Origin of the sequence: Streptomyces sp. NPDC005303 (assembly GCF_040607335.1) — a bacterium.
Lineage (GTDB): Bacteria > Actinomycetota > Actinomycetes > Streptomycetales > Streptomycetaceae > Streptomyces.
This window is the reverse complement of sequence record NZ_JBEXGM010000042.1, coordinates 1-19,217: the sequence shown is the minus strand read 5'-3', so window position 1 is coordinate 19,217 and position 19,217 is coordinate 1. Positions and strand designations below refer to the sequence as shown.

The 19,217-nt window shown below is 71.7% G+C and carries 22 protein-coding genes; 9 read left to right on the top strand and 13 right to left on the bottom strand.

Translation table 11 applies throughout. From position 1 onward, the window contains the following. Positions 1-20: 20 nt before the first annotated feature. Entirely contained in the window at positions 21-749 is a 729-nt protein-coding gene (locus tag ABZT93_RS36030) for a VIT family protein (protein WP_356112621.1), read from the bottom strand. 88 nt (positions 750-837) lie between these two features. Between ABZT93_RS36030 and ABZT93_RS36025 the strand changes: the two genes are divergently transcribed. Beyond that, positions 838-1,824, top strand: coding sequence for a DEDDh family exonuclease (locus ABZT93_RS36025; RefSeq protein ID WP_356112619.1), 987 nt, complete (start codon positions 838-840; stop codon positions 1,822-1,824). 33 nt (positions 1,825-1,857) lie between these two features. Here the strand turns inward: ABZT93_RS36025 and ABZT93_RS36020 are convergent, their stop codons facing one another. Next, complete coding sequence (locus ABZT93_RS36020; RefSeq protein WP_031046215.1) at positions 1,858-2,106, bottom strand: hypothetical protein; 249 nt, start codon at positions 2,104-2,106, stop codon at positions 1,858-1,860. A 125-nt stretch (positions 2,107-2,231) separates the two neighbouring features. On the opposite strand from ABZT93_RS36020, the gene ABZT93_RS36015 reads away from it, so the two are divergent. The 3 genes from ABZT93_RS36015 (at position 2,232) to ABZT93_RS36005 (ending at position 5,700) form a co-directional block, all read left to right on the top strand. Further along, the gene (locus ABZT93_RS36015) at positions 2,232-3,029 is read left to right on the top strand and encodes an SURF1 family protein (protein ID WP_356112617.1); all 798 of its coding nucleotides are present in this window, start codon (positions 2,232-2,234) and stop codon (positions 3,027-3,029) included. A 125-nt stretch (positions 3,030-3,154) separates the two neighbouring features. After that, on the top strand, positions 3,155-4,939 hold the full coding sequence (locus ABZT93_RS36010; protein WP_356112615.1) for a glycoside hydrolase family 15 protein: 1,785 nt from the start codon (positions 3,155-3,157) through the stop codon (positions 4,937-4,939). Between the two features lie 5 nt (positions 4,940-4,944). After that, on the top strand, positions 4,945-5,700 hold the full coding sequence (locus ABZT93_RS36005; RefSeq protein WP_356112613.1) for an SDR family oxidoreductase: 756 nt from the start codon (positions 4,945-4,947) through the stop codon (positions 5,698-5,700). A gap of 21 nt (positions 5,701-5,721) precedes the next feature. On the opposite strand, the gene amaP is transcribed toward ABZT93_RS36005, so the two are convergent. From amaP to ABZT93_RS35980, 5 genes are read right to left on the bottom strand one after another with little or no spacing between them, the layout of a single operon-like run. Next, positions 5,722-6,300, bottom strand: a complete 579-nt coding sequence (gene amaP / locus ABZT93_RS36000) for an alkaline shock response membrane anchor protein AmaP (RefSeq protein WP_356112611.1) — start codon at positions 6,298-6,300, stop codon at positions 5,722-5,724. A 5-nt stretch (positions 6,301-6,305) separates the two neighbouring features. Beyond that, on the bottom strand, positions 6,306-6,992 hold the full coding sequence (locus ABZT93_RS35995; RefSeq protein ID WP_356112609.1) for a DUF6286 domain-containing protein: 687 nt from the start codon (positions 6,990-6,992) through the stop codon (positions 6,306-6,308). Next, a complete protein-coding gene (locus ABZT93_RS35990; RefSeq protein ID WP_356112608.1) occupies positions 6,989-7,387 on the bottom strand; it encodes a hypothetical protein in 399 nt (132 codons plus the stop codon). The genes ABZT93_RS35995 and ABZT93_RS35990 overlap by 4 nt, the downstream gene beginning before the upstream one ends. Next, positions 7,384-7,578, bottom strand: a complete 195-nt coding sequence (locus ABZT93_RS35985; protein WP_020121359.1) for a hypothetical protein — start codon at positions 7,576-7,578, stop codon at positions 7,384-7,386. Before ABZT93_RS35985 ends, ABZT93_RS35990 begins: the two co-directional genes overlap by 4 nt. Before the next feature lie 37 nt (positions 7,579-7,615). Next, positions 7,616-8,080 (bottom strand): Asp23/Gls24 family envelope stress response protein, encoded by a 465-nt coding sequence (locus ABZT93_RS35980; RefSeq protein ID WP_356112607.1) that lies wholly within the window; start codon positions 8,078-8,080, stop codon positions 7,616-7,618. A gap of 85 nt (positions 8,081-8,165) precedes the next feature. On the opposite strand from ABZT93_RS35980, the gene ABZT93_RS35975 reads away from it, so the two are divergent. After that, positions 8,166-8,882, top strand: coding sequence for a nucleopolyhedrovirus P10 family protein (locus ABZT93_RS35975; RefSeq protein ID WP_356112606.1), 717 nt, complete (start codon positions 8,166-8,168; stop codon positions 8,880-8,882). On the opposite strand, the gene ABZT93_RS35970 is transcribed toward ABZT93_RS35975, so the two are convergent. The 3 genes from ABZT93_RS35970 to ABZT93_RS35960 all read right to left on the bottom strand — a co-directional run bounded on the left by ABZT93_RS35970 (position 8,879) and on the right by ABZT93_RS35960 (position 11,981). After that, positions 8,879-9,691, bottom strand: a complete 813-nt coding sequence (locus ABZT93_RS35970; protein WP_356112604.1) for an enoyl-CoA hydratase/isomerase family protein — start codon at positions 9,689-9,691, stop codon at positions 8,879-8,881. The two genes, ABZT93_RS35975 and ABZT93_RS35970, sit on opposite strands and share 4 nt — an antisense overlap. Positions 9,692-9,808: 117 nt before the next feature. After that, entirely contained in the window at positions 9,809-10,030 is a 222-nt protein-coding gene (locus ABZT93_RS35965) for a helix-turn-helix domain-containing protein (RefSeq protein WP_004002281.1), read from the bottom strand. A gap of 352 nt (positions 10,031-10,382) precedes the next feature. Further along, positions 10,383-11,981 (bottom strand): ABC-F family ATP-binding cassette domain-containing protein, encoded by a 1,599-nt coding sequence (locus tag ABZT93_RS35960; RefSeq protein ID WP_356112601.1) that lies wholly within the window; start codon positions 11,979-11,981, stop codon positions 10,383-10,385. A 264-nt stretch (positions 11,982-12,245) separates the two neighbouring features. Between ABZT93_RS35960 and ABZT93_RS35955 the strand changes: the two genes are divergently transcribed. Next, entirely contained in the window at positions 12,246-13,136 is an 891-nt protein-coding gene (locus ABZT93_RS35955; protein ID WP_356112600.1) for a neutral zinc metallopeptidase, read from the top strand. A 95-nt stretch (positions 13,137-13,231) separates the two neighbouring features. Beyond that, positions 13,232-13,642: a VOC family protein gene (locus ABZT93_RS35950; RefSeq protein WP_356112598.1), complete on the top strand. Its 411-nt coding sequence runs from the start codon at positions 13,232-13,234 to the stop codon at positions 13,640-13,642. A 1-nt stretch (position 13,643) separates the two neighbouring features. On the opposite strand, the gene ABZT93_RS35945 is transcribed toward ABZT93_RS35950, so the two are convergent. From ABZT93_RS35945 to ABZT93_RS35935, 3 genes are all read right to left on the bottom strand, one after another. After that, positions 13,644-15,041: a hypothetical protein gene (locus ABZT93_RS35945; RefSeq protein ID WP_356112596.1), complete on the bottom strand. Its 1,398-nt coding sequence runs from the start codon at positions 15,039-15,041 to the stop codon at positions 13,644-13,646. Between the two features lie 157 nt (positions 15,042-15,198). Continuing rightward, positions 15,199-16,374 (bottom strand): alpha/beta hydrolase, encoded by a 1,176-nt coding sequence (locus tag ABZT93_RS35940; protein WP_356112594.1) that lies wholly within the window; start codon positions 16,372-16,374, stop codon positions 15,199-15,201. A 268-nt stretch (positions 16,375-16,642) separates the two neighbouring features. Further along, complete coding sequence (locus ABZT93_RS35935) at positions 16,643-17,350, bottom strand: class II aldolase/adducin family protein (RefSeq protein WP_356112592.1); 708 nt, start codon at positions 17,348-17,350, stop codon at positions 16,643-16,645. Positions 17,351-17,672: 322 nt separating this feature from the next. Here ABZT93_RS35935 and ABZT93_RS35930 point away from each other — a divergent pair, with 322 nt between their 5' ends. Both ABZT93_RS35930 and ABZT93_RS35925 read left to right on the top strand, forming a co-directional pair. Next, on the top strand, positions 17,673-18,911 hold the full coding sequence (locus ABZT93_RS35930) for an inorganic phosphate transporter (RefSeq protein ID WP_356112590.1): 1,239 nt from the start codon (positions 17,673-17,675) through the stop codon (positions 18,909-18,911). 26 nt (positions 18,912-18,937) lie between these two features. Further along, on the top strand, positions 18,938-19,159 hold the full coding sequence (locus ABZT93_RS35925; protein ID WP_355751484.1) for a hypothetical protein: 222 nt from the start codon (positions 18,938-18,940) through the stop codon (positions 19,157-19,159). Positions 19,160-19,217: the final 58 nt, after the last annotated feature.

Sequence of the window (19,217 nt, the reverse complement as noted above, 5' to 3'; positions counted from 1 at the left end):
TCCGCCAAGGGGCGGGGGTGTCAGCCGACGCCCGCCGCCCCCAGCAGCACCCCCACCCCGTAAGTGACCCCCATCGCCAACACCCCGCCCCCCACATTGCGCACCACCGCCCGTCCGGCGTCGGCCGCCCCCAACCGCGCACTGCTCCACCCGGTCAGGACCAGCGCCGCCACCACCGACACCACGGTCACCGGCACCCGCCACCCCGCCGGCGGCAGCACGATCGCGAGCAGCGGCAGCAACGCCCCCGCCGTGAACGCCAGGAAGCTCGCCCAGGCCGCGTGCCAGGGGTTCGTCAGTTCGTCCGGGTCGATGCCGAGCTCCACGCGTGCGTGCGCCCGGAGTGCGTCACGTTCCGTCAGCTGTTCCGCCGCCTCACGGGCCACGTCACGGGACAGGCCCCGTTCCTCCAGAAGCTCTGTCAACTCCTCCAGCTCCGCCTCGGGCTGTTCGCGAAGCTCCCGCTTCTCCACAGCCAGTGCGGCCATCTCGGAGTCCCGCTGGGTCGACACGGACACGTACTCCCCGGCCGCCATGGACATCGAGCCGGCCAGCAGGCCCGCCAGACCCGCCGTCAGCAACGCCGCGCGGTCGCTCGTCGCACCGGCCACGCCGACGACGAGGCCCGCGGTGGAGACGATGCCGTCGTTCGCGCCGAGGACGGCCGCGCGCAGCCAGTTGAGGCGGGCGCCGAGCCCACCACCGTGGGCCTCGCCGTGCGCCGGTCCGTTCACACCCTCTTCGGTCATCCCCGGAGGATCGCACCCCGGTCGCCTGGAGCCCGGTACCGACGCCGTCGTGAGGGACTGTCAGTCGCGGCCCGTATCCTCATGAACCATGCTCGAAGACCAGACGACCGCAGCCTCCTCCCCCACAGCGTGGCCGGCCGCGTATCCGCAGGGATACGCGGTCGTCGACGTGGAGACCACCGGCCTGGCCCGCGACGACCGGATAATCTCCGCGGCCGTGTACCGGCTGGACGCCCAGGGTGAGGTCGAGGACCACTGGTACACGCTGGTCAATCCGGAGCGGGACCCTGGCCCCGTCTGGATCCACGGGCTGACGAGCGAGGCACTCGAAGGCGCCCCGCTCTTCCAGGACATCGCCGACGAGTTCTCGGCGCGTCTCGACAGTCGTGTGCTGGTCGCGCACAACGCCGTCTTCGACTGGCAGATGATCGCCCGCGAGTACGCGCGCGCGGGCCGGGTGGCGCCGGTGAGTCAACGGCTGTGCACCATCGTCCTGTCGAAGGAGCTGGGCCTGCCGCTGCCCAACCACAAACTGGAGTCGCTGGCGGCCCACTTCGGTGTCGTACAGCAGCGGGCGCACCATGCCCTGGACGACGCGCGCGTGCTCGCGGAGGCGTTCCGGCCGAGCCTGCGGGCCGCCGCCGCGCGAAGCGTGCGGCTGCCGCTGCACGAGTGCCGGCCGCTGACCGAGTGGACGGACCGGGCGGCGGTACCCCGGCAGTCGGCGGGCTACGGCGGCTACCGGACGACCAGTTGGCGGCCCACTCGCAAGCGACCCGCGTGCCCCTACCCCAACCCGGGGCGGTACGAGGACGGCAAACCACTCAAACAGGGCATGCGGATCGCCTTCTCCGGTGACACCTCGACCGAGCGCGACCTCCTGGAGGACCGGGCGATCGAGGCCGGGCTGCATGTCGCCACCAGCATCTCCCGGCTGACCAGTCTGCTGGTCACCAACGACCCGGACTCGGGCACCTCCAAGGTGGTCAAGGCCCGGCAGTTCGGCACCCCGGTCGTCGACGAGGCGGCCTTCGGGCAGTTGCTCCAGGATGTGGAGCCGGCGTCGCGAGGATGACCGTACTGTCCCCTTCACCCCCGTAGGCGTCGGCTACACGGCGGAGCCGACCTTGTCCACGATGCCGGCCTTGCCCTCCGCGCGGGCACAGTGGGCGCCGCAGAACCAGTGACCGTCCACCTCGACGCCCTGCCCGATGATCTGCACACGGCAGTGCTCGCAGATGGGGGCCATGCGGTGGATCGCGCAGGCGAACGAATCGAAGACGTGACGGGCCCCGTCCCGGGTCTCGACGGTGAATGCCAGCTCGTAGTCGTTCCCACACACTTCGCAACGTGTCATAAGCCGAATCGTCAGGGGCGTCGCCGGCACCCGCAAGCCGGCAGCGCCCCATCGGGTGGGCGTCGTCGACCGGTCCGGCACACCCCTGTGCGCACCCCCCGCGGTCCGAGTTGTACGGTCGTGGGGTGTACCGCTTCCTGTTGTCCCGGCAGTGGGTGATCCTCACGCTGGTCGCCCTCCTCCTCATCCCCACGATGATCAGGCTGGGCATCTGGCAGATGCACCGCTACGAGGAGCGCACCGCCCGCAACCAGCTGGTCTCCGACGCGATGTCCGCGAAGCCGGTGCCCGTGGAGCGGATGACCTCGCCCGGACACACGGTCACGACACACGACCGGTACCGCAGCGTGACCGCGAAGGGGCACTTCGACACCGAGGACGAGGTCGTCGTCCGGCGCCGCACCAACTCCGACGACGAGGTCGGCTACCACGTCCTGACCCCCTTCGTCCTCGACGACGGCAAGGTGCTGCTGGTCAACCGGGGCTGGATCCCCGCGAACGGTCCGAGCCAGACGGTGTTCCCGAAGATCCCCGCTCCCCCGAAGGGTGAGATCACGGTCACCGGGCGGCTGATGCCCGACGAGACGACCGCGGCGAGCGGCATCAAGAACCTCAAGGGGCTCCCGGACCGGCAGGTCATGCTGATCAACAGCGAGCAGGAGGCCGAGCGGCTGGGCGCCACGGTGCTCGGCGGCTACATCGCCCAGACGGCACCCGAGCCGAAGGGTGACAGCCCGGAACTGATCGGCGGCAACCCCGGCAAGGAGGACGCCGCGCTGAACTACGCCTACGCCTTCCAGTGGTGGCTGTTCTCCCTCGGCGTTCCCATCGGGTGGGTCGTCATGGTGCGGCGCGAACTCCGCGACCGCCGGGAGAAGGCGGAACAGGAAGACGCGACGGAGGCGCAGCCGGCCGCGGTGTGACCCACCGGAAGACGAGCGGGGCAGCCGGCGCACGGACGGCCCGCACGGTGATTCTCCGGCGCGGCGGCGTCACTCCCCCGGCCCCACCCTGATTGCCTGCCGGGCCTGCCGGGAAACCGCACTCCGTGCACCCCCGTATCGAGGACTACGCCCTCATCGGCGACGAACAGACCGCCGCACTGGTCGGCATGGACGGCTCCGTGGACTGGCTGTGTCTGCCCCGCTTCGACTCGGCGGCCTGCTTCGCCAGGCTGCTCGGGGACGAGGAGAACGGCCACTGGCGGATCGCTCCGAAGAAAGCCGACCGGTGCACGAGGCGCGGCTACCGTCCCGGCACCCTCGTCCTGGACACCGAGTGGGAGACCGACGAGGGCGCGGTGCGCGTCACCGACCTGATGCCGCAGCGCGACGTCGCCCCCGACGTCGTACGCGTCGTGGAAGGGCTCCGCGGCCGGGTCACCGTGCGCAGCACACTGCGGCTGCGCTTCGAGTACGGCTCGATCGTGCCGTGGATGCGCAGGGCGGACGGACACCGGGTGGCCGTCGCGGGACCCGACGCGACGTGGCTGCGCAGCGAGCCCCCGGTACGCACCTGGGGCGAGCACTTCGGGACGCACTCGGAGTTCACCGTCGAGGCGGGTGAGAAGGTCGCGTTCGTCCTCACCTGGCATCCCTCGCACGAGCCGCGCCCCCCGCTGACCGACCCCTTCGAGGCGCTGGAGAGCAGCGTGGCCGACTGGCAGGCGTGGTCGGCGCGCTGCCGCTACGACGGTCCGCACCGGGACGCCGTGATCCGTTCCCTGATCACCCTGAAGGCGCTCACCTACCGGCCGACCGGCGGCATCGTGGCCGCGGCCACCACCTCGCTGCCGGAGGAGATGGGCGGGGTGCGCAACTGGGACTACCGCTACTGCTGGCTGCGCGACTCCACCCTCACCCTGGCCGTCCTGGTGCAGTGCGGCTACCTGGAGGAGGCCGAGGCCTGGCGGGACTGGCTGCTGCGCGCGGTCGCCGGCGACCCGGCGGACCTCCAGATCATGTACGGCGTGGCGGGCGAGCGGCGGCTGCCCGAGTTCGAGCTGCCGTGGCTGTCCGGCTTCGGCGGCTCCCGGCCGGTACGCATCGGCAACGGGGCAGTGAAGCAGCTCCAGCTGGACGTGTACGGCGAGGTCATGGACTCGCTGTCGCTGGCCCGGCGGGCGGGCCTGCCCGCCAAGCCGCACATGTGGTCCCTGCAGAGTGTCCTGCTGGACTTCCTCCGGTCCTCCTGGCGGCAGCCGGACGAGGGGATCTGGGAGGTGCGCGGCGGCCGCCGCGACTTCGTCCACTCGAAGGTCATGGTGTGGGTCGCCGCCGACCGCGCGGTGCGCGCCCTGGAGGCCTTCCCGGACCTCAGGGGCGACCCGGACGGCTGGCGCACGCTGCGCGACGAGGTGCACCGCGAGGTCTGCGAGAAGGGCTACGACCCCGAACGCAACACCTTCACCCAGTACTACGGCTCGCGCGAACTCGACGCGTCCCTGCTGCTGATCCCGCGCACCGGCTTCCTGCCGCCCGACGATCCCCGGGTCGTCGGCACCATCGACGCGATCCGCGCGGAGCTGGAGCACAACGGACTGGTACGTCGCTACAGCGCCGAGGAGACCCCCGTCGACGGGCTGCCCGGCGGCGAGGGCACGTTCCTGGTGTGCTCGTTCTGGCTCGCCGACGCGCTCCACATGACCGGCCGTACGAAGGAGGCGCGGGACCTCTTCGAACGCCTGCTGGGGCTGGCCAACGACGTGGGGCTGCTGTCCGAGGAGTACGACCCCGTGGCCGACGCCCAGCTCGGCAACTTCCCGCAGGCGTTCAGCCACATCGGTCTGGTGAACACCGCCCTGACGCTGTTCGGGGGCGAGGAGGCAGGATAGGGACCATGGATCTTGGACTGAAGGACCGGGTGTACGTCGTCACCGGCGCGACCCGTGGGCTCGGCAACGCGGCCGCGCGTTCGCTGGTCGCGGACGGGGCGAAGGTGGTGGTGACCGGGCGGGACGAGAAGCGGGCGCTCGCCGCGGCGGCGGAGTTGGGGCCGAACGCGGTGGGGGTGGGCGTCGACAACGCCGATCCGTCGTCGGCGGAGCGGCTCATCGCCTCCGCACGGGAGAACTTCGGCGGCTTCGACGGGGTACTGATCAGCGTGGGCGGGCCCGCGCCCGGCTTCGTGGCCGACAACACGGACGAGCAGTGGCAGTCCGCGTTCGAGTCCGTGTTCCTCGGGGCGGTGCGACTGGCTCGGGCGGCCGCGGCGGAGCTGGAGGCCGGGGGTGTGATCGGGTTCGTGCTGTCGGCGTCCGTGCACGAGCCGATTCCCGGGCTGACCATTTCGAACGGGCTGCGGCCCGGTCTCGCCGGGTTCGCGAAGTCGCTCTCGGACGAACTGGGACCGCGGGGGATTCGGGTGGTCGGGTTGCTGCCGTCTCGCATCGACACGGACCGCGTGCGCGAGCTGGACGGGATGTCGGCTGATCCTGACGCCACTCGGGCCGCCAACGAGTCCCGGATTCCGCTGCGACGGTATGGGACACCTGAGGAATTCGGGCGGGTGTCGGCGTTCCTGCTGTCGCCGGCCGCTTCCTATCTGACCGGGGTCATGGTGCCGGTCGACGGGGGCATGAGGCACGGCTTCTGAGGCGCGGGCCCGTGGAGGTTCTCAACTGACCCTTTCCGCCTTGTGCTTGACGCCCGTCATGCGGACCTCGGCCGGTAGTGAGTCGAGGCCTGCCGAACTGCGGGCATGGGTCAGGGCCCCGGTCGTCAGGTGGTGCAGGGCCGTTCCCGGGTCCACGTGCGGTTCCAGGTGGAGGCGTACGTGGGTCTCCGGGGCGTCCGGGCGGCCTTTCAGGCCTACCTGGGCTCGTTGCACGCCGTCCAACTGGCCCGCGTCGCCCGCCAGTACGGTCTCCAACGCCCGGCCCCGCAACAGCGCGCCCTCACCGTCGCCCGTGTTGACGCGTACCTCCGTGAGTCGGCGCCTGCGCAGGACCGCCGTCAGCCACCACAGGGTCAGGAGCACCACGAGTGCCAGTGCGGCGATGACCGTCGGCCACCACCAGCCCTCACCGTCCCAGCGGGTGCGCTCCGCGTCGCTCAGCAGAACGTCCTTCTTGCCGTCGTGGATCCACCAGGAGGGCGGGTCGACGCCGAGGCCCACGGCGAGCACCGAGCCGCCGACTACGAGCAGTACCAGGCCCACCAGGCCGATCAGTACGCGGTTGACGGTCCTGAGCATCGGCCTCAGCCCTTCTTCTTGGTGGTCCGCGCCACGTGCACCGACAGGGCGGGGGGCCGGGCCAGTCCCAGTCCCCTGATCGCCTCGGTGAGGGTCAGGTCCAGGTCGGCGCGTACGTCGTCCAGTTCACGGAAGTGGGAGACCGCGCGGACGTCGGCCTTCTTCCGCCTCACCCGTGCGCGTGCGGACTGGACGCCGGACACCTCCATGGCCCGGTCGCGCAGGACCATGGCCGCCGCGTCCCGGTGGAGTCCGGCGCGGACGTCGGGGTGGGTGCGGCGCATCGGGAGGACGCTGCGCAGACCGGGCGTGACGGCCAGGACCAGCAGCCACAGGCCCAGGGCCGCGGCGACGCCGGCGCCGATCAGGACCCAGATGTCGTCCAGGGGGCGTTCGGCGAGTTGACCGGAGAGTTCGCGGCGCCAGTGCATGGCCGGCCGGTGCGCCCGGACGGCCGCGATGTCGTACAGGAAGATGCCCGCGACGAGCAGGAGCAGCAGGGCGAGGATGCCGGCCGGGATCCTGCGCGCCGACCAGAAGCGGCGTTCGCCGCCGCCCCCTTCGGCCTCCGGTGCGGGTGGTGGGCCGTACGCGGCCGCCGACGCGGACTGGTCGCGCCGGTCCGGTTCCGCCGTCCGCTCGATCACCGGCAGTCGTTGTGTGGTGCCTTCGGAGCCCTGGGGCTCGCTCATCGCGTCCTCCCCTGTGCCGCGCCGTGCGTCTGTGCCGGATGCAGCCGCTCCACCTGGACCGTCACCTCCGACACCTCCATGCCCACCAACGCGACTACCCGCTCGACCACTTGCTGACGCACCTGTCTGCAACGGGCGCCGATGTCGCTGGGGTAGTCGAGTTCGAGGTGCATGCGGATGCGGGCCACTTCGTGGTGGACGACGACGGTGGCGTGCGGGGGCCCGGCCTCGGCGGGGAGCTTTCCGAGCGCCTCGCGGGCCGCCTGTCCCGCGACCTTGGCGACCACCCGGTCGGCGATCCTCGTCGCCCCCCGGTCACCGGGCGGAACGGCGGTCACGGTCAGGGGTGCGCGGAGCCCGTCCGCCGTGCCGTTCTCACTGCTCACGGACGTCATGGCCGCCGGTCGCGTCGGTCGTCACGGGTACGGAAGAAGTCGCCGATCTCCAGGTCCCCCTCCAGGAACCGGCCGACGACGAAGCCGATGGCGCCCAGCGCCGCCACCAGCAGGAAGGCGCCGAACCCGCCGAAATACCCTGCGAAGCCCAGCGCCATGCCGGCGATCATGCCGACCACGGCCATGCTCATCGTGCGCTCCCTAAAGGTCCTTCACGGTGTGGTGCGGCTACTGGAGCCGGGACTCCGGCTCCTCGTCCTCCTCGTCGGGCAGCTTCACATCGCTCACCGCGACGTTGACCTCGACGACCTCCAGGCCGGTCATCCGCTCCACCGCCGCGATGACGTTCTCCCGCACCGCCTTGGCGACGTCGGAGATCGAGACGCCGTAGTCGACGACGATCTCCAGGTCGAGCGCGGTCTGCACCTCGCCGACCTCGACCTTGACCCCGCGTGTGGCGGACTTCGAACCGCCGGGCACCCGGTCCCGTACGGCTCCGAAGGTACGGCTCAGACCGCTGCCCATGGCGTGGACGCCGAGGACGTCCCGTGCCGCGAGTCCGGCGATCTTCTCCACGACACCGTCGGCGATGGTCGTCCGCCCTCGGGTCGCCGGGTCGCCGCCGCCGCGCTTGGTGGTCTTCCGCAGCTGTGCCTGCGGATCCACCTCGGTGCCCTGCGTCATGTCGGTCATCGCGTCACCCCTTTCGCTCGTCCTCCTTCGACCACCGTAAGCGCGGTAGCGCGATCGCGCGCCGGAGATGCGGCAGGCTGGAGTAATGACGGCGGAGCAGTGGGCACGGACGGTGCGGCATCAGCTCGGACTGGGCAGATTGCTGCCCCTGGGCGGGCCGCGCGACGGCGCGTGGATCTCCGAGGAGGCGGCCCGGGCGGTGCTGGCGGCCGCCGCCAAGGACCTTCACGGCGTACGGCTGGACGCGGTGCGCATCGGGCTCGCCGACCCTGAGGACACGCACGAGCCCGCCGTACCTCCGCCTCCGGGCGCGCTGCCGCCCGGGCCGCTGCGGCTCACGGCGGAGTTCGGGGCCACGCCCGCGGAACCGCTGCCGGTGACGGCGGAGCGGCTGCGCACGGTGCTGGCCGGAACGGCGGCCGGACTGCTGGGGCTGGAGCTCGGCGAGGTGGACCTGCGGGTGACGGCCCTGCTGGACGAGGACGCGGAACCGTCTCCCGTACGACAGCCCGAGCCGCCGCGTCCCGCCGAGACGGAGCGTGGCGACGAGGCCCTCGCCACCGTCGCCGCGCTGGCGGTGCCCGGGGTGGGCCGGCTGACCGGTCTGCTCGGGCCGCCGGTGCACATCTCGGACCGTACGACCGGGGGCGGCTCGCTTCCGCGCCGCCATGTCCGCGTCGAACTGGCGGTGGGCGCGGACCGCCGGGCCGTGGACGTGGCCCGGGAGGTCCGCGCCGCCGTGGGGGCCGCGCTGTCGGATCGTCCGACGGTGGCCGTGCTGGTGACGGCCGTGCTGACCTAGTCGCCGACTCCGGCGAGGTCCCGCAGCCGTCGGGTCTGGGCCGCGCGCTCGGCGCCGCGCTGCTCGTCGTAGGTGCGGTCCTGGGCGCCCCGCAGCAGCGCCTTGGTCTCGATGACCGCGTCGCGGGGGGCGGACAGAAGGGCGGCCGCGAGGTCCCGCACGGCGCCGTCGAGCTGGTCGAGCGGTACGGCGATGTTGGCGAGGCCGGTGCTCACGGCCTCCTCGGCCGTGACAAAGCGCCCGGTGGCGCAGATCTCCAGCGCCCGGGCGTATCCGACGAGGCCCACCAGGGGGTGGGTGCCGGTGAGGTCGGGAACCAGCCCCAGACTGGTCTCGCGCATGGCGAACTGCACATCGTCGGCGACGACGCGCAGGTCACAGGCGAGGGCCAGCTGGAAGCCCGCCCCGATGGCGTGCCCCTGCACGGCGGCGATGGACACGACGTCACTGCGCCGCCACCAGGTGAAGCCCTCCTGGAACTCGGCGATGGCGGCGTCGAGTTCGGCGTCACCACTGCGAGCGAGGTCGATGAACGACGGCTCGCCCTCGATCCCCTCGGGCGTGAACATCTGCCGGTCGAGCCCGGCGGAGAAGGACTTGCCTTCGCCACGCAGCACCACGACCCGGACGGAGCCCGGCACCAGCCGGCCCGCCTCGGCGAGCGCCCGCCACAGAGCGGGGCTCTGGGCGTTGCGCTTGGCGGGGTTGGTCAGCGTCACCGTGGCGAGGGTGTCCTCGACGGTGAGCCGTACGCCGTCCTTGTCGAGCAGGGGAACTGATTCCTGGCCGTCCTGGCTGGACATAGCCATGGGGCGCCTCCGATGCGTGCGGTCAGCAGAGCGATGCTAAGTGACTGCACAGTAACCACCCGGCCGATCGTCCGACCGACCGGGTGGCCACCATCGAAGCGCGATGGGCCGCCCGGTTCAGGACGATGCGGCCTTCTTGCCCCGCGTCGCTCCGCCACGCCCACGAAGCGTGACGCCCGATTCGCTGAGCATCCGGTGTACGAAGCCATACGAGCGGCCGGTTTCCTCGGCCAGCGCCCGAATGCTCGCACCGGAGTCGTACTTCTTCTTCAGGTCTGCCGCGAGCTTGTCGCGCGCGGCGCCGGTTACCCGGCTGCCCTTCTTCAGAGTCTCGGCCACCCGTGCCTCCTCATGGGAAGTGCGCTCTGGTTCTCTCATGATCACCCCTCCGGGCGTTCATGGCCACCCATTCGGCAAGGTCCGTAAGACATGGTTTTGACGACAGGAGCGCGTCCCCACATACGGAATCTGCAATTCCACCCGGGCATGTTCGTACCGCCGAACGGGTTCCTTTGTGAAAGGCCAGGTCAGAGACGCACCACGGCCGAGCCCTTGTCGATAAAGGACTCGGCCGTGAAATCGATGTAGGACACACCTCGGTACGAGGAGATCTCACACAGATGATGGATCACCGGTGGGCCGAATGATCCATACGCCGTTGATCACGCATTCGATCAAGCGACACAGACGGTCAGGCGAGGGCGACGAGATCCGCGTAGTCCGCGCCCCACAGGTCCTCGACGCCGTCCGGCAGCAGGATGATCCGCTCCGGCTGGAGCGCCTCCACCGCGCCCTCGTCGTGGGTGACCAGGACGACGGCGCCCTTGTAGGTGCGCAGGGCGCCGAGGATCTCCTCGCGGCTGGCCGGGTCGAGGTTGTTGGTGGGCTCGTCGAGGAGCAGGACGTTCGCCGAGGAGACGACCAGGGTGGCCAGCGCAAGACGGGTCTTCTCGCCGCCGGAGAGGACCCCGGCCGGCTTGTCGACGTCGTCGCCGGAGAACAGGAACGAGCCGAGCGTCTTGCGCACCTCGACGAGGTCGAGGTCGGGGGCCGCCGAGCGCATGTTCTCCAGGACCGTGCGCTCCGGGTCGAGCGTCTCGTGCTCCTGCGCGTAGTAGCCGAGCTTGAGGCCGTGGCCGGGCACGACCGCGCCGGTGTCCGGCTGCTCGGTCCCGGCGAGCAGGCGCAGCAGGGTGGTCTTGCCCGCGCCGTTGAGGCCCAGGATGACCACCCGGGAGCCCTTGTCGATGGCCAGGTCGACGTCGGTGAAGATCTCCAGCGAGCCGTAGGACTTGGACAGTCCCTCCGCCATCAGCGGGGTCTTGCCGCAGGGCGCGGGCTCGGGGAAGCGCAGCTTGGCGACCTTGTCCTGCTGGCGCACGGCGTCGAGGCCGGCGAGCAGCCGGTCGGCACGCTTGGCCATGTTCTGCGCGGCGACCGTCTTGGTGGCCTTGGCGCGCATCTTGTCGGCCTGCGAGTGCAGGGCGGCGGCCTTCTTCTCGGCGTTCTGCCGCTCGCGCTTCCTGCGCTTCTCGTCGGCCTCGCGCTGCTGCTGGTAGAGCTTCCAGCCCATGTTGTAGACGTCGATCTGGGCACGGTTGGCGTCCAGATAGAACACCTTGTTGACGACCGTCTCGACCAGGTCGACGTCGTGGGAGATCACGATGAAGCCGCCGCGGTAGGTCTTGAGGTAGTCCCGCAGCCAGATGATCGAGTCGGCGTCGAGGTGGTTGGTGGGCTCGTCGAGGAGCAGGGTGTCGGCGTCGGAGAAGAGGATCCGGGCCAGTTCGATACGGCGGCGCTGACCACCGGAGAGGGTGTGCAGGGGCTGGCCCAGTACCCGGTCCGGGAGGTTCAGCGCGGCGGCGATGGTGGCGGCCTCGGCCTCGGCGGAGTACCCGCCCTTGGTGAGGAACTCCGTCTCCTGGCGCTCGTACTGCCGCAGCGCCTTCTCGCGGGTGGCGCCGCTGCCGTTGGCGATGCGCTGTTCGTTGTCGCGCATCTTCTTCAGCAGGACGTCGAGGCCGCGCGCGGAGAGGATGCGGTCGCGGGCGAGCACGTCGAGGTCGCCGGTGCGCGGGTCCTGGGGGAGGTAGCCGACCTCGCCGGAGCGGGTGATCTGGCCGGCGGCGGGGATGCCCTCGCCGGCCAGGCACTTGGTGAGGGTGGTCTTCCCCGCGCCGTTGCGGCCGACCAGGCCGATGCGGTCGCCCTTGGCGACTCGGAAGGTGGCGGACTCGATGAGGACTCGGGCGCCGGCGCGCAGCTCGATACCGGAGGCGGAGATCACGGACAGACTCCAGGGCGGATTCGGGATTGACGGGTGGGCGGCTGAGGCGTTCCCGCCGTCTAATGCGCGAGGAGAATGGCCATGGGCCAAGTCTAACGGGGGCGTGCAAGCACTTTTTCTGGGTTCGGGTGTTCGGTTGGTCTCGCTCCGGGTATCCGGTCGGTCCCGTCGCCGTCCCTCGTTCGGGTGGGTGTCCGAGGCCGGGGAGGGGCCGCCGGGCGAGGTTGCCCTGCGGGACCGGTGAGCGCGGAGGGGGCGGGGTCCATGCAGTTCGACGACGACGCCAGGCTGGACACCTCCGAGGTGCAGGATGTGCGCGGCAGCCGCATCCCGGGCGGGAAGGCGACCGTCGGCGGTGGCATCGGCGGGCTGATCGTCCTGCTCCTCGGTCTCTTCCTCGGCGTCGGCCCCGACCAGCTCGGGCTCACCGACGGCGGCGGACAGCCCGGGGCCACGGCCTCCGGCCTCGCCGAGGTCGAGCGGAGCTGCCGGACCGGGCAGGACGCGAACACGCGCGACGACTGCCGGACGGTGGCGGTGGTCAACAGCGTGCAGGACTACTGGGACCAGGAGTTCGAGCGGCGCGGCGGCACGTACACCCGCTCCTCCACGGTCCTGTTCGGCGAGCGGGTCGGCACGGCGTGCGGGTCGGCGACCTCGGCGGTCGGGCCGTTCTACTGCCCCGGCGACCGGAAGGTCTACCTCGACCTCGGGTTCTTCGACGAGCTGCGGACGAAGTTCGGGGCGCGCGGCGGGCCGTTCGCGCAGGCGTACGTGGTGGCGCACGAGTACGGGCATCACGTGCAGGACCTGATGGGCACGCTGAGCCGGTCGCAGGACGGGAGCACGGGCGCGGACAGCAACGCGGTGAAGGTGGAGCTCCAGGCGGACTGTTACGCCGGGGTGTGGGCACGCCACGCGACCACGACGAAGGACGAGTCGACGGGGCGCCCGCTCATCACGAGTCTCACGGACGTGGACATCGCCGACGGTCTGGACGCGGCGGCGGCGGTGGGCGACGACCGGATCCAGGAGCGGTTCCAGGGGCGGGTGACACCGGAGTCGTGGACGCACGGGTCGGCCCGGCAGCGGCAGCAGTGGTTCCGCGAGGGATACCGGAGCGGCGAGATGGAGCGGTGCGACACGTTCCGGTGAGGGCCGGACCTGGTGCGCGGGCCGTTGTCAGTGGTCGCTGCGAGACTGGTCCAAGCATCGATGTCCGGCTTTTTGGTCACAAGGGAGTGATCGGCATGGGGACCGGCGGTGGACGTCCGAGCATCTACCCGGCGCTGCTGTACGCGGACGCGAAAGCGGCGATCAAGCAGCTGACCGAGGTCTTCGGGTTCACGGAGCTCTCCGTGTACGAGAGCGAGGACGGCCTGGTGGCCCACGCCGAGCTGGCGCAGGGCAACGGCGCGGTGATGCTCGGATCGAAGGGCACCGGCAGCGCCTACGACAAGCTGATGAAGGACGCGGGCCCGGCCGGGATGTACGTGGTCGTGGACGACGTCGACGCACATCACCGGCACGCCGCGGAGCACGGCGCGGAGATCCTGATGCCTCCTACGGACCAGGACTACGGCTCCCGGGACTACATGGCCCGGGACGCCGAGGGCAACATCTGGAGCTTCGGGACGTACGCGCCGGAGATACGCCGCTGACTCACCCGCCGGTGTGCACCTGGAAGGCGGCGCGGCGGACGGCCTTGGCGAGGGCCGGGTCGGGGTGGGCGGCGGCGAGGGCGACCAGGACCTGCACGGTGCGCGGGTGGCCGACGGCCCGTACCTCGTCGAGCAGTTGGGGGACGGTCGGCTGCACGGCGGACTCCAGGTGCCGCACCAGCATCGGGGCCTCACCGTGGTCGGCGACGGCGGCCGCGGTGTCGACCCACAGCCAGGTGGCCTCCTGCCGGGTGAGGACCTCGTGGGCGTCCTCCGGGTCGATCCCGTCGTGCTCGGCCAGCCACAGCAGGGCGTACGGCCGCAGCGTGGGCTCGTCGGCCACGGAGCGGACGTCGGGCTCGGCGGGGGCGCCGACGACGCGCAGGGCCTCGAAGGCGAGACCGCGCAGCAGGGCGTCGTCGCCGCGGGCGGCGCCGAGCAGTTCGGTGACGGCGCTGCCGACGGGGCGGGCGGCGAGCCAGGCGCGGTACTCGGCGCGGGCCGCGTTGGGGCGCAGCTGGGCGCAGCCGCGCAGCATCTCCTCGGCGGCGACCTCGATGTTGCCTGCGGGGCTCTGCGCGGCGACGCAGATCTGCTCCAGCTTGACCCACACCGCCCAGTTGCCGAGCGGGGTGAGGGTGGCCTGGCCGTCGCCGTAGGTCAGGGCGCCGACGGAGGCGAGGGCGCGCAGGGCCCAGTCGAGGAGGGGGGCGAGGGGGGCGTCGGCCGTCTCCGGCTCCGCCAGGGGCTCCGGCTGGGGGCCGTAGGGGATCTCGCAGCGCTCGGTGCGCAGTTCGGTGACGCGCTGCTCCAGGAGGTCCAGGAGCTGCTCGACGGGGACGGGGCCGGCCGACAGCTGAAGGAAGGAGAGCACCTGGGGCATGGCCGAGACGACCTCGGCGACGGCGGCGGGCTCGCGGTCGGTGGGTTCCGGGAAGGCGAGCGACCAGGCGTCGAAGAGGGCGACCCAGCCGCGCAGTACGGCACTGTCGTCGCGGTCCCAGGCGCGCAGCCGCCAGCCGGGGCGGGCGTTGCCGCCGTGCACCTCGACAAGGCCGGCGAGGCGGGCGGTGTCCCAGTCGGCGCGGACCTGAGCCGCGGTCAGGCCGAGGTCCTCGGCGGCGCGGGCTGCTGTCTCGTCGGAGAGGGTGCCGTTGCCGTCGGAGCCGGCGCCGTCCCTGCCGGGGCCCAGGGCGCGGTCGGCCCAGTGCGCGACACGGGCCGCGTCGGCAAGACCCCTGCGCGCCATTCTGGCCAGTTCCGCGGGGGCCGGTGTGCCCTCCGGGGGGCGGGGCGCGGGGCGGCGCGGGCGCCGTTGGTTGACGGCTGAGGGGGCGGCGGCCAGGGGTCGCGGGCGGACGAGTCGGAGCCTGGAGTCGCGCGGGATACGGGACGTCACGGGTGCAGTCTTCCGGTTGACGGTCCGAAAACCCAAACGGAATGTCACCGGGGGCGTCGGGCAGGGCCGGCTGCGGGACCAGGCGGAGGGGCATACACCGAGATCAGGCCAGTAGTACGGGCTTAAACGGAACCTGTGGGACCGGGGCGCCCGGAGGTCACATCAGGGGAGTGAGGAAACGGCGCAGTGCCTCCTCGTAGCCGTTCGGGTCGGGGTTCCACATCGCCGCGTGGGGGGCCTGGCGGACCGTGTGGAGGGCGATCCGGTCCGGGTGGGCGTCGGCGAGACGGCGGGAGAGGCGCCAGGGGGCGATCGTGTCGTCCGGCCCGTGCAGGATCAGGGTCGGCGGCGGGGGCCGGTCGGGGCCCATGTCGTCGGTCCGCTCCTCGTGGTCGACGTAGGGGACGGTGCGGTCGGCGTACAGGCCGGAGTGGTCGCTGGGCAGACCGGTGCGTCCCTGGGCTGCGCGCACCGCGAGCGGGAGCAGGACGCCGGGGGTGTGGCGGCCCGCGGCGAGGGCGCGCAGGGTCAGCTCCCAGCTGAGGACCGGGGAGTCCAGGACGAGCCCCTTCACCCGGTCGCGCACGCCCGAGCGGGCGGCGGCGCGCAGGGCCATGGTGGCGCCGGTGGACCAGCCGTGCAGCACGAGTTGGCGGGCGCCGTTGCTGACGGCGTAGCGCATCGCCGCGTCCAGGTCGCGCCACTCGGTCTCGCCGAAGTGGTTCAGGCCGTCCGGCGGGCGGGGGGCGCCGATGTCGCCGCGGTAGGCGGGCGTGAGGACGGGGAAGCGGTGGCGGTGCAGGAACTCCGTGATGTTCAGGGCGTGTTCACGGGTCGTGCCGAGACCGTGGACCGCGATGACCCAGGTGTCCCGTACGCCGGGGACGAACCACGCGGGCAGGGCACCGAGTTCGCCCGGGACGTCGACGTCGGTGTGGTCGAGGTCGAGGGCCGACTTCGGGTCGCCGACGTACACGTTCGGGGTGAGCCAGACCTTGTCGCCGGATGCGAGGGTGCCGTGGGTGACGCGTTCCAGGCGGCGGACGACGGTGTCGGCGGAGTGCCGTTCCGCGGTGAGGACGTCGCCGACGACGGCGTGGGAGGCGTCACCGGCGAGGCCGTAGGTGCCGGGGCGCAGGGCGGCGAGATCGCGGGTGAGGGCGATGCGGCCGGCGGCGGTGGAGTGGACGGTGAGCCGGGGTTCGCCGGGCAGCGGGCGGCCCGGCGGCGCCTTCAGTCCGGCGTCGCTGGCGATCCTCCCTGCGACGATTCCGGCTGCGCCGGCCGCCAGGGCTGCGGTGACGGCAGCGGCCGTCGCTTTGACATTGCGCACGTCTTTCAGTTTCCCGTCGGACGCGCTCTCAGGCCAGTGGGCGCGGGCCGCCGCAGGTCGGGGTGCGGGGTGAGGTGGTCGGGTGTCTGAGGTCGTCGGGTGTCTGCGGGCCGGTATGGGCTGGTCGCGCAGTTCCCCGCGCCCCTCGTGCCTGCGGCGGCCCGTGCGGGTTCGGTCAGGGCTGGTGTCGCACAGGTGACGGCAGCTCCCCAGGGGCGCGGGGAGCAGCCGCGACGGACCCGCCCTACGTCAGAGCCCGGCACCCCTCTCAGGCGCGCTGCCCGTACCCCCGCAACCGCTCCCCCGCCTCCGCCACCTGTTCCTCCGTCAGGAGATGTGGGGTCAGGCCCGGCACCGCTCGGGCCGTCAGCCACAGGTGGCACATCCACTCCAGTTGGGCCGTGCGGTCGAAGGCCTGGGAGAGAGTCCCGCCGTAGGCGACCGTGCCGTGGTTCTGGAGGAGGCAGGCGGTGCGGTCGGCGAGGGCGTCGAGCATGTTCTCGGCCAGTTCGGCGGTGCCGTAGGTGGCATAGGGGGCGACCCGGACGGGGCCGCCGAGCGCGGCGGCCATGTAGTGGATCATGGGAAGTTCGGGCACGAGCGTGGAGACGGCCGTGGCGTGCACCGCGTGGGTGTGGACGACCGCGCGGGCGTCGGTGCTGCGGTAGACCGCCAGATGCATGGGGAGTTCGCTCGTCGGCACCAGGGTGCCCAGGACCTGACGGCCCTCCAGGTCGACGCCTGTCACGTCGTCCGGGGTGAGGCGGTCGTAGGGCACCCCCGACGGGGTGACCAGGACCGTGTCCCCGACGCGCACCGAGACGTTGCCGGAGGTGCCGACGACGAGCCCGTCGGTGACCGTCCGGCGGGCCGTGCCGACCAAAGCGCCCCAGGCGTCCGACTCCTCGGCCCGCACACCTCTCGTGCCGCCCCCGGCACCCCGTACGTCTCGTGGATCCTGCCGCTGCTCAGCCATGCCGCGATCCTGCCAGTCGGGGCGCCCGCCTCGGCGGCGGGCCGAGAAAACACCTCCGACCACGCGCTGTGAGTGGCCCGATACGACCGGGCGGACACGGGGGAGGTGACAAGAATCTCTTCGACGGGTCGGGGCGTCGGCCGAAGAGGGCCGCCGTCGGCGGTCATGGCCGTGGGGCGCATGGGGTGCACGGGGGTGACGGGGTCCGGCGAAGCAATTGCGGAAGATTACGGTCACCGTGCGGCCCGCCTCAGTTCATCTTCCGTTCATCCAGGTTACTTACGTTCAACAAGCCAATGACCTCGAACGATTGCCTGGGTAAATGGAAAACTTCTCGCTGATCCTCGCGATTGTGGTCGTAACCGCACTCGCGTTCGATTTCACGAACGGTTTCCACGACACCGCCAACGCGATGGCCACCACCATCTCGACCGGTGCACTCAAGCCCAAGGTCGCGGTGGCCATGTCCGCCGTGCTGAACCTTGTGGGCGCCTTTCTCTCGGTGGAGGTCGCCAACACGATCTCCAAGGGTCTCGTCGACGAGACCGGCATCCGTCCCGAGGTCATCTTCGCCGCCCTGGTCGGCGCGATCCTCTGGAACCTGCTGACCTGGCTGGTGGGTCTGCCCTCCAGTTCCTCGCACGCCCTCATGGGCGGTCTGATCGGCGCCACCATCGCCTCGGCGGGCACAGGCGCGGTCCACGGCGACGCGCTCGTCACCAAGGTCCTGATCCCCGCGGTCGCCGCGCCGATCGTCGCGGGCGTCGCCGCCATGCTGGCCACCCGGCTCTCCTACACACTGGGCAAGAAGGCCGACGGCAAGGCCGCCGCGAAGGGCTACCGCACCGGCCAGATCGCCTCGGCAGGTCTGGTCTCGCTGGCCCACGGCACCAACGACGCGCAGAAGACGATGGGCATCATCACCCTCGCCCTGGTCGCCGGCGGCGCCGTCGCCCCCGACTCCGACCCGCCCACCTGGGTCATCCTCTCCGCGGGTCTCGCCATCGCGCTCGGCACCTACCTGGGCGGCTGGCGCATCATCCGCACCATGGGCAAGGGCCTGACCGACCTCCAGCCGCAGCAGGGCTTCGCCGCCCAGACCAGCGCGGCCACGGTCATCCTGGCCTCCTCCCACCTCGGCTTCTCCCTCTCCACCACGCACGCCGTCTCCGGTTCGGTGATGGGCGCGGGCCTCGGCCGCAAGGGCGGGGTCGTCCGCTGGTCGACGGCCACCCGCATGCTCGTCGCCTGGGGCCTGACGCTCCCGGCGGCGGCCCTGGTGGGCGCCCTGGCCGAGTCGGTCACGGACCTCGGCGACTGGGGTACGGCGGTCGTGGCGGTCTTCCTCGTCGCCTCCAGCGCGGCGATCTGGAAGCTCTCGCGGCGCGAGGTCGTGGACGCGTCGAACGTCAACCACACCGACGAGCCGGCCGGCGTGGTGACCACGGCGATCGCCGCCGTGATCCCGCCGCCCGCGGGCCCCGTGGCCGAGGACCTCACCGCCACGATCCCGGCCCCGCCCGTCACGGCGGAACCGGCCTCCCCGCCGGCCGCCGTCTGAGCCCGCAGCACTAAGGAAGCCTCACCATGAAGATCGACTGGGAAGCACTCGGCTCCGTGTTCGGCGTCAGCCTCGTCGTCACCGTGGGCCTTGTGGCCCTGTTCACCCTCGGCATCATGGGCCTGTCCCGCCAGGAACGGGCCACGGCCCAGGGCGACTCGGCCGGCCTCGCGGTCACCGGCGCCTACGCCTGCTTCGCGGCGTGCGCGGCGGCGGTGGCGTACGGGATCTATCTGATCGTGGCCTGACGGCACGTGGAAGCTCTCCACCGACACCGACACCGACACCGACACCGACACCGACACT